General features: G+C 54.2%; 5 protein-coding genes. 3 read left to right on the plus strand and 2 right to left on the minus strand.

The window, feature by feature from the left end; all coding sequences use genetic code 11:
- Positions 1-483 precede the first annotated feature (483 nt).
- Entirely contained in the window at positions 484-4,308 is a 3,825-nt protein-coding gene (locus tag ACEQ15_RS02285; RefSeq protein WP_370277405.1) for an EAL domain-containing protein, read from the plus strand.
- Between the two features lie 72 nt (positions 4,309-4,380).
- Here ACEQ15_RS02285 and narL read toward each other — a convergent pair whose 3' ends face one another.
- Together narL and ACEQ15_RS02295 are read right to left on the minus strand one after the other, a co-directional pair.
- Positions 4,381-5,046 carry a two-component system response regulator NarL gene (gene narL, locus ACEQ15_RS02290; RefSeq protein ID WP_370277406.1) on the minus strand — a complete coding sequence of 222 codons (666 nt, stop codon included), beginning with the start codon at positions 5,044-5,046 and terminating at the stop codon, positions 4,381-4,383.
- Positions 5,047-5,065: 19 nt separating this feature from the next.
- Positions 5,066-6,886 carry a type IV pili methyl-accepting chemotaxis transducer N-terminal domain-containing protein gene (locus tag ACEQ15_RS02295; RefSeq protein ID WP_370277407.1) on the minus strand — a complete coding sequence of 607 codons (1,821 nt, stop codon included), beginning with the start codon at positions 6,884-6,886 and terminating at the stop codon, positions 5,066-5,068.
- Positions 6,887-7,183: 297 nt separating this feature from the next.
- On the opposite strand from ACEQ15_RS02295, the gene ACEQ15_RS02300 reads away from it, so the two are divergent.
- Positions 7,184-8,434, plus strand: coding sequence for a nitrate/nitrite transporter (locus ACEQ15_RS02300; protein ID WP_370277408.1), 1,251 nt, complete (start codon positions 7,184-7,186; stop codon positions 8,432-8,434).
- A gap of 114 nt (positions 8,435-8,548) precedes the next feature.
- A complete protein-coding gene (locus ACEQ15_RS02305) occupies positions 8,549-10,153 on the plus strand; it encodes an MFS transporter (RefSeq protein ID WP_370277409.1) in 1,605 nt (534 codons plus the stop codon).
- Positions 10,154-10,680 lie beyond the last annotated feature (527 nt).

A 10,680-nucleotide genomic window follows, 5' to 3' on the forward strand; every position in this document is an offset into this window, starting at 1 on the left:
CGGCGGGAAAGGGATGAAAATTGAAAAGTATGTGGTACCATTTTGTAAACGGCTGATGGCTTGTGGGAATTGTATAGACACCAATAACCATAGGGCTTTCAGCCGTTTTCGTATATACCTTCATGAAAAATATGGGTTAACCGCCAGACGATACCCTCTCTCCTCGTTGTCTGGCATGTGCGATGCCCTTATTCAGGAACCTTGACTCATGGGGCGTTCAGGGCCTCATATCAACTGGCAAGTCTCCGGCGGAATCTGACCTATTCCGCCGGTTTTTTTTGTGCTCAACACCGCTTGCCGTCTGAGTTGATCCACCATCTACTATTATTGGCAAATATCCCTACCATTTTTCACAGCGTCTTTTTGTCCCCGGGCAATATATCTGTCTGAATACTAATGGATAAATTGCACCCGTTAGTGATGTTGTGCAACCATTCAACATGTTCGTAGTTCGGTATTCAGCATCCAACGCAGTCGAATGCGATGAATCAAGGAAAATCCATGCGGAAACCCGCCAGAGCCGCCGATAGTGATCGTGCTCAGATGCAACCCGCCCAGTTCGCATCCCTGAAATTAACCCCGCCCGCTGTGTATCTTTTGGGCTTTATTCTTCTACTGGCCTTATTCGCGGGCGCTTACTTCACAGAACAAGTCACCTATGAGCGGCATGCCAACCAAGTCCGTTCTGAAGTCCAGAAGTACATCTATGCCACCCGGGATCGTATCGATAACAACCTGAAAGGTGATATGCAGCTGGCCAAGGGGTTGGTCGCCGCGATCGCCGCCGACCCGTATATGGATCAGCTCACGTTTGAGCAGGCCGCCGAAGCGTTGATGGAAAAGAATCAGCGTCTTAAACAGATGTCAGCAGCGCCGGGCCTGGTGATAAAAATGCTTTACCCTCTCGCAGGGAATGAAGCGGCTTTAAATCTGGACCTTACCCAAATTCCCGACCAATTTGACGCAATTCAGCGGGCACGCAGTACGGGAGAGATGGTGTTATCGGGGCCTGTAAAGCTGGTCCAAGGTGGCACGGCGTTTATTTCCCGTATGCCCGTGTTTTTGACCGATGAGGGTGGGCCTTACTTTTGGGGAGTCGCCAGCGCATTGATCGACGAGCAGGCGATGTATGTGAACAGCGGTATCCTGGATCACGATATGCCGATCGAGATCGCCATTCGTGGTAAAGATGCGTTGGGGCCGGAAGGGGAGGTGTTTTTCGGGCGTGCGTCTCTATTTGATGAACAGCCTGTACTGACTGAGATCCTGCTACCTAACGGCAGCTGGCAACTGGCTGCGATCGCGAAATCAGAACTGGCGGTGCCCGATTTTATCTGGCTGATCCGCAGCGGTTTTGCCGCGCTTGCACTGGTGATATTGCTGGCGCTTGGTGCGATTGTGAAATCCCTGCGGCAGGCCGGACAGGCGCAATCCCAGCTGAGTGTATCCCTGCGCGCCCTGCATGAACGTGAGGCTCTGCTGCGCACGGTGATCGATGAGATGCCGGATGTGATGGTTCTCAAGGATAAGGATGGCAAATTCCTACTGGGCAACCAGGCGGTCGCTCGTCTCTATAACACCACCCCGGAGGCGATGGTTGGAAAGGATGATGCCGACTTTGGGGTGCCCAAGGAGATGGCGGATTTCTTCCGTGAGAACGTGCAGGCTGTCATGGCACGGGGCGAAACAGAGATCGTCTTCGAGGACAGCACGGATGCGGTGACGGGTGAAGTGCGCCACTTTAAGTCGATCAAACATCCCTTCAAGGACGCGGACGGCAACGACCAAATTCTTGTTATCGCACATGACATCACCGATATCGTTGATGCACAGGACCAGGTGGCAGCCAATGAAGCCAAGTTGAGCACCATCCTGGACAACGTGGATGCCTATATCTTCCTTAAAGACGAGGACGGTAAGTACCTATTCGCCAATAAAAAGGTTATGGACTTATGGGGTGTGTCGATGGATGAAGTGGTCGGTTATACCGATGACAAATTCTTCGATGCAGAATCTGTCGCCCTTATTAAAAAGAATGACAAGCAGATCTTTGAAACAGGGCAAACCTTTAGGGAAGAGGAGTCTGCTACCAACCTGCACGATGGCAGTGTGGCGACCTACCGTACAACCAAGCTTCCGTTGCGGCGGGATGATGGGTCGATCTACGCACTGTGCGGTATCTCGGTGGATATTTCCGAGATCAAACGAATTGAGCATGCCCTGCGTGAGAGTGAGCAACGCTTTAAGGTGGCAGGTAAGGCTGCGTATGACCTGATCTATGAGTGGGAAGTCGCCACCGATGATCTGCGCTGGTTTGGTGATATCGACCGTATTCTTGGTTTCAAGCAGGGGGAGATCTCCCACGAAATCGATAACTGGTTGGCGCTGATCCATCCGGATGATCAACCAAAACTGGCAGGTGCAGTGGAACAGCATCGCAACTCCATTCAGCCGATCAATTATGAGTACCGGATTCGCCATAAGGACGGCAATTACCGCTACTGGAGTGATCACGCACTGCCACTGCTGGATGAGAATCGTAAGCCTTACAAATGGATCGGTGTGTGCACCGATATCACCACCCAGAAACGGCAACAGCACGAGCTGGAGTTCAGCGCCTATCACGACCGTCTAACCGGTCTGCCAAACCGTTTGTTGTTGTCAGACCGATTACGACAGGCGATGTATCAGGAAGCCCGTCGTGGGCAGAGCCTCGCCGTGGTGTATATCGATCTGGACGGTTTTAAAGAGATCAATGACACGCATGGCCACGAGATGGGCGATCACCTGTTGGTATCCATTGCTAAACGGTTCCAGCGTGTGCTGCGGGAGGGGGATACGGTAGCCCGCTTGGGGGGGGATGAGTTTGTGGCGGTGTTGATCGATATCGAAACCACCGCCAACGCCATCCCACTGTTGCGCCGCCTGTTGAAGGTAATTGCAGAACCGGTGTTGGTGGATAACCTGATCTTACAGGTATCGGCTAGCCTGGGTGTCTCTTTTTATCCTCAGGGTGAGAATGTAGATGCAGATCAGCTGTTGCGTCAGGCCGATCAGGCGATGTATCAGGCCAAGCTGAAAGGCAAAAACCGATATCACTTCTTCGATGCTGAACACGACCGCAGTTTGCGTGGCCAGCATGAAATTCTGGAGCGAATAGGCGAAGCACTGCAACAGGATGAATTTGAGCTCTACTACCAGCCCAAAGTGAACATGCGTACCGGCCAGGTGTTGGGTGTTGAGGCGCTGATCCGTTGGAACCACCCGGTGGAAGGGCATCTGCAACCGGGCGCGTTCCTGCCGGTGATTGAGGATCATCCGCTCTCCATCGAGCTGGGCGAGTGGGTTATCAATCAGGCGCTTAAACAGCTGCAGTACTGGAACCGAATGGGGCTGAATATTCCGGTTAGCGTGAATATCGGTGGCTTGCAGCTACAGCAGGGTAATTTTGCCGAACAGCTGCAGCGCTTGCTGGCACAGTATCCGGATGTGGAGCCGGCGAGCCTGGAGCTGGAGGTACTGGAAACCAGTGCCTTGCAGGATATCGTCAAGGTATCGAAGGTGATGCAGGCCTGCCAGCTGATCGGTGTGAACTTTTCACTGGATGACTTTGGTACCGGTTACTCATCTCTGACCTATCTGAAATCGTTGCCAGCGGCGGTATTGAAGATCGACCAGTCTTTTGTACGCGACATGCTGGAGGATCCGGATGATCTGGCGATTCTGGAAGGGGTTGTGGGTATGGCCGCTGCGTTCCGTCGTCAGGTGATTGCCGAGGGGGTGGAGCGGGTCGAGCACGGTAAGCTGTTGTTGCAGCTAGGCTGTGAACTGGCCCAGGGCTATGCCATTGCCCGGCCGATGCCTGCAGGGGATCTGCCGCACTGGATTGAAACCTGGCAACCACCGGAGGTGTGGCGCACACAGAATCCAATTAGCCGGGATGATCTGTCACTGCTGTTTGCGGCGATTGAGCACAAGGCGTGGATGCGTGCACTGGAGTATTACCTCAGCGGAGACGTTGAAAAAACACCGCCTCTTGCGCCGGATGCCTGCCGTTTCGGGCAGTGGCTGGATACCGAGGGCGAGCGCCGCTATGGCGGCACGGCGTTGTTCAGTGAGGTGATTGAGTTGCACCGGCAGGTGCACCTGACCGGACAGGAAATCTGCCGTTTGTTCGAGGCCAATGAAGTGCTTGCGGCGCAGGCAATGCTGGGGGATCTGACCGATCTCAGCGATGATCTGCTCAGTTGCCTGGATGTGTTGCTTAACGGTTATTCGTTGGAGCGGATGAACGTGGTAGCGGATTAACCTGTCCGGGCTAATCCAATAATACAGCGCTGCGCTCTTTTTGAGGTATAAGCAGCGCTGTACCAACGCGATCTACTTGATCCCTTCCTGAACGGCCCACACAGCTACTTCTACGCGGGAGCGCAGGTTCAGCTTCTTCAGCAGGTGTTTCACATGCACCTTCACGGTACCTTCGGTGATGCTCAGCTTACGGGCGATCAGCTTGTTTGGCAGACCTGCAGCGATCAGCTTGATGATCTGGCGCTCACGCGGGGTCAGGCTGCTGATGTCCGGACCCTTGGCGGTGCGTTTGCTTTGCAGCGCCTGGGCGAGCAGGGTGGTGAGGCGATCACTGATGACCATCTTGCCCAGCGCGGCCTGGTTCAGGTTGTTCAGCAATTCCTCCGGCTCCATATCCTTCAGCAGGTAACCGTCGGCACCGGCTTTCAGCGCGGCGACCACGTCCTCTTCGTTATCGGAGACGGTGAATACGACTACGCGGGAATCCACACCCTCTTCACGCAGCATCTTGAGGGTTTCGATGCCGTTGATCTCCGGCATGTTGAGGTCCAGCAGAATAAGGTCGGGCTCATGCTCCAACGCAGCTGCAACACCTTCATTGGCATTGCTGGCTTCGGCGACTACTTTGAGATCCGTATCCAGTTCGATCAGCTGCTTCACGCCCTTGCGCAGCAGGGGGTGATCATCAATCAACAGAATGGATGCGGGGCTGCCTTGCTCACTGCTCATGTCGTTCATTGGGATTCCTGTAAATCAGTTATCTCTGTTTGGGGTGAAAGCGCATCAGTACCTGAACACCGCCCTCACTGCGGTTCTGTACTGATAGATTACCATTCAGGGTGCTGGCGCGGTCACGCATAATGACCAGACCGTAATGGTTCGTCAGGTCTTTGTCATCCGGCAGACCGATGCCGTTGTCTTCAATAGAGACCTCTACCTCACCGTTCGGTTGCATCACGCGCACCGATACATCACTGGCCTCACTGTGTTTAACCACGTTTGCAAGGGCTTCACGTACCAGTTGTAACACATGTACCTCTTCATTAGGACTCAGGCTCTGGTGACGCAGGCCATACTTCAGACCGATATCAATGTTCAGACGTTCAGAGAACTCTTTAATGGTCGCTTCAAGTGCTGGTTTCAGGCCTGGTTGATCCAGCGTCAGGCGGAAGGTGGTCAGCAGTTCACGCAACTGACGGTAGGCGTTGTTGAGACCTTCCTTCAGTTCGTTGGTGACGTCATCGATCTGCTCTTCACTCGCCTGTTTATTGCGCAGGATCTGTAAACGGCTCACCTGCATCTTCAGGTAGGAGAGGGACTGTGCGAGGGAGTCGTGCAGTTCGCGGGCGATCACGGCACGTTCCTCCATCAGGGACATCTGCTGCTCTTTCTCGGCTTTCAGCTCCAGCGACAGTACGGTGCCCAGGTTCTCCACCAGGGTGGTGAGTAGGCGAATCTGTTCGTTGTTTGGTGGGCTGTCCGGACCAAATTCCACCTCAAACTCGCCGAAGTAAGCTTCACGGGTCTGGATCGGGATGCTTAGGGTGTCGTGTATCTTGTTATCCATACGGGTTACCAGGCAATCATTACAGGCCTGGTTGGCACAGTCCGCCGGGCGTTCCAGCGATTGAGTGGTGAGGGTGCGGTAGCTGCTGCGCTGGTTCGGTTCACACAGGGTGACACGCACAGGGCCCACCGGAATGACCTCTTCCAGCTTTTGCATGACCGGCATCAGACGGCGGCAGATATCCTCGTCGCGGTTAAAGCGGCGGGTTGCTTCATACAGGAGCTGCAGGGATTCGTTGGTGTAGCGCAGCTGAGCTGTTTTCTTCTGAACGCGGTTTTCCAGATCGGTATAGGTTTTGGAGAGCTCTTCGGCCATGTGGTTAAACGTGGTACCCAGCAGACCCAGCTCGTCATCGCTCTGGTAATACACACGGGCATCCAGCTTACCCTGACCGGCCTGTTTAGCCGCATCCAGCAGTTGCGCCAGCGGTTCCACCACGTTGCTCTTAATGTCGTACATGGCGATGAAGATGATCAGGATGGTCATAAACAGGCTGATGCCTTGGACCAGACTGAGCAGCTTGATCTTGGATTCAGTACTTTCTTCCAGCAGTTGTACCAGGTGGTCGATCTTGGGGACGAACTCCTCAAAGCGTTTCAGGTATTCGGCGTTGCCCTGGGGGCCCGCCTGGATTGCCGCAGTCAGGGCAGGGGCCAGCTCGTCCTGCCACTCTTTGATCAGGCTTTCATAAAACTGGCGTTGATTGTGGTCGCTGTCGCTTGGGATCACGTGGGCCAGCTTTGGGCTCTTAATACGTTGCTCAAACTCATCCAGCGAGCTTTGCACCTTCGATAGGGTCTCGGTGGTGCCGATGCTCTCGTGTTGCTGGGTTTCAGCGACGATGCGGTACGACATCATACGCAGGGAGCCTGCCAGGTTAATCCCGGCGGCATCGCCCTGGGTACTTTCGGCCACAATCACCGAGCTGATCATGCTGATCAGGGCCATCAGGCTGATGGCAAACATGGCGGTGCCCAGTCGGGTGATGATCGATTGGTTGAGGAAATTCATGCTCAGATACCGTGTTTTGTCCGGCGGTACTCATAAAGAACCGGCGGGTAAAAAGCCTTTTCCTGCGACTTAAGTTGAAGTCCACAAATTATCAGTTAAAACAGCAGCTTACAAAGGGAAGAAGAGGTACCACCAAGGTGGTATTTCCGGAAAACCGCCATTTTTTCAGCAAGTTAGAACTTGATACGGATCAATACCCGAAGTGCCGCTCGGAGCTAGTTTTTGATCTAAAGCAAGTTCGACATTCCCGAGATTGTGATGGCCCAGGATACTCAAAAGCAAATTTCAGCACTGATCATGAGCACGCTCATGTTCGCGGCGTGCTTTGCTGCCTGGACGCTCATCTCCGTGATCGGGGTACAGATCAAGTATGAACTGCAGTTAAGCGAAACGGAATTCGGGATTCTGGTGGCTACACCGATCCTGACCGGCGCGCTGGCCCGCTTGCCGATGGGTATGCTGGCTGAACGATTTGGCGGTCGCCGCCTGATGACCGGCCTGGTGTTGCTGGTCAGCATCCCTCTATATGCCTTCTCTTACGCTGAAACCTACTGGCATTACCTGGCGCTGGGCCTGTGTATCGGTCTGGCGGGTAGCAGCTTTGCCATCGGTATCCATTATGTATCTGCCTGGGCCTCCCGCGACAATCAGGGGCTGGCGATGGGTATTTTTGGCGCCGGTAACCTGGGCGCCGCACTGACCAACCTGGTCGCACCGCTGATCATTATTGCCTACGGCTGGCGCATGGCGCCGATCGCATACGCCTTTGTACTGGTGTTGCTGGGTCTGTTGTTCTGGTTGCTGACCCAGGACGATCCGGTGCAGCAGAAGCGCAGCGTGCAGCATGGCGAGCCGGGTTTGAAGCAGCTGTTTAAGCCGCTGATGGACCTGCGTGTATGGCGCTTTGGCCTCTACTATTTCTTCTGCTTCGGTGGCTACGTGGCCCTGACCCTGTGGTTGCCGGAGTACTACGTCAGTCAATATGGACTGGACCTGAAAACCGCGTCATTCCTGACGCTGCTGTTTACCGTTCCGGGTGCGCTGACCCGCGTCATTGGCGGCTGGTGTGCCGACCAGATGGGCGCGCGCCGGGTGAACTGGACAGTATTCTGGGTCTGTCTGGTATGTCTCTTTTTCCTTTCCTACCCCCCTACAACCATGACCATCCATGGCACTGAGCAAGACATGACGTTTCTGCTCGAGATGCCGGTCTGGATGTTTACTGTACTGGTGATGATTGTGGGTGTGGCAATGGGATTTGGCAAAGCCAGCGTGTTCCGCATGGTGTACGACTACTACCCCGACCGAATGGGGACTGTAGGCGGCGCTGTCGGACTGCTGGGGGCGATTGGTGGATTCGTGCTGCCGATCTCCTTTGGTCTGGTGACAGACCTGTTTGGGGTTCGTAGCTCCTGCTTCATGTTGCTCTACGGATTGCTGGCCCTGTGCATGATCACCATGTACTACGGCATCAGCCTTCAGGACCAGCGACAGCGTTTGCAGGACGCGATCCAGAATAACTTTCTGAAAGAGAACCTGGACGCTTAGGAAGGCCGACACCGGTATTTGCCGGCTTGGGTTTTGCCACCTCAGAAGGTGCCATTTTGAAATGTTTTAAGGGCGGGACTGTATCCTGTCCTGTTCTAGCCTGGAGAGTCAGTCATGTCTGATTTACGTTCGTGGGATGTCGAGGACACTAAGTTCTGGGAATCCGAAGGCAAGAAAGTGGCGAACCGTAACCTGTGGATCTCTATCCCGAGTTTGCTGTGTGGTTTCGCCGTTTGGTTGTATTGGGGCATCATCACGGTGCAAATGCTGAACCTGGGGTTCCCGTTCGCCAAAGCCGAACTCTTTACCCTGGCGGGTATCGCCGGTCTGACCGGTGCAACACTGCGTATTCCGAGTAGTTTCTTTATACGTATTGCAGGTGGTCGTAACACCATCTTCTTCACTACTGCGCTGTTGATGCTGCCAGCGGCTGGTGCGGGCTTCGCGCTGCAGGACAAAGACACTCCACTGTGGGTGTTCCAGATCCTGGCGTTCCTGTCCGGTATCGGTGGTGGTAACTTTGCGTCTTCCATGTCCAACATCAGCTTCTTCTTCCCGAAACGTCAGCAGGGTCTGGCGCTGGGTCTGAACGCAGGTCTGGGCAACGCGGGTGTAACTACCATGCAGATCCTGGTACCACTGGTGATGACTTTCGGTATCTTCGGTGGCACTCCGATGATCCTGGAAAACACTTCCGGTACTTTGATCGGTAAGATCCCTGCGGGTTCTGAAACTTACATCCACAACGCGGGTTACATTTGGCTGGTACTGCTGGTGCCGCTGGCGATTGCTGGCTGGTTCGGTATGAACAACATCCGTACTGAAGCGGTTTCTCCAGACATCGGTTCCCCTGTGGGTGCGATGGGTAAAATCACCGGCCTGCTGCTGATCGGTTTCTTCACTGCGGCGTGTGGTCTGTACGTGATCCTGCCTGCACCGCTGGGCATGGGCGCACCAGGCTGGGCTAAATGGCCTGTAATCGCCGGTATCCTCTTCAGCACTATCATGCTGATGAAGATGATCCCGGGTGATATCCGTCCGAACCTGCAGCGTCAGTTCAAGATCTTCAACAACAAGCACACCTGGGTGATGAGTATCATCTACACCATGACCTTCGGTAGCTTCATCGGTTACTCCGCAGGTTTCGCCCTGGCGATCAAAGTGGTATTCGGTTACCAGCACCTGATGGTTGACGGTGTGATGACCCACAACACTGTAAACGCCAACGGTCCATCTGCACTGATGTACGCTTGGATGGGGCCTTTCATCGGCGCCCTGATCCGTCCGATCGGTGGTTGGATGGCCGATAAGATGGGTGGTGCCAAAGTGACTCAGTACGTTGCAATCGTGATGATCGCAAGTGCGCTGGGTGTGGCTTACTTCCTGAAAGCGGCTTACCAGTCTGCGACTCCTGAAGAGTTTTTCGTACCATTCCTGATCCTGTTCCTGGTGCTGTTCGCAGCAACTGGTATCGGTAACGGCTCCACTTTCCGTACTATTGCGATGGTATTCCCGAAAGAGCAGGCAGGTCCTGCACTGGGTTGGACTTCCGCGGTAGCGGCTTACGGTGCCTTCCTGATTCCTAAGATCTTCGGTGAGCAGATCAAGCTGGCGACTCCAGAAGTTGCACTGTACGGTTTCGCAGTATTCTACGCTGTGTGTCTGGTACTGAACTGGTGGTACTACCTCGGCCCTAAAGCTGAGTTCAAAAACCCTTAAGGTTTCCCCTTAAGCGTGACGTACAGACGGGGTCTTCGGACCCCGTTTTTTGTGCCTGTTTGAAGGGGCAGGTGTTGGGCAACGCTATGCGTTGGCCAACCTACATGCGATCCGTAGGTTGGCCATTGCCAGCGGCAATGCCCAACATGAGGTTGAAATGCGCTTGGAGCTTAGAATTTGTCCCCCTTTCTGTAGCAGCGGGCTCTGACCGCGACATTTCTTGCGGATTAATTTGGTCGCCCTCGGAGCGGGCTGCTACATACTTCTTGGGTAGGATTGTCGTCCTTGTAGCAAATGAAATGGACCCGCCCACCTAAGTGCCACAATTAAGTTTGTACCGGCATCACTAGATAGGGGGTCCACTATGAGTAAGATTAGCATCGTTTGTATCGATATCGCCAAGTTGTCTTTTCAATTGCACGGCATTGATGGACAAGGACATACACGGCTTTCAAAAAATGTGGCGCGGACACAGCTGCTGAAACAGTTGAGCAAGTTGCCGCCGTGCCGCGTGGCGATGGAGGCGT

It is taken from the genome of Pontibacterium sp., from assembly GCF_964228735.1.
Taxonomy (GTDB): Bacteria; Pseudomonadota; Gammaproteobacteria; order Pseudomonadales; family Balneatricaceae; genus Pontibacterium.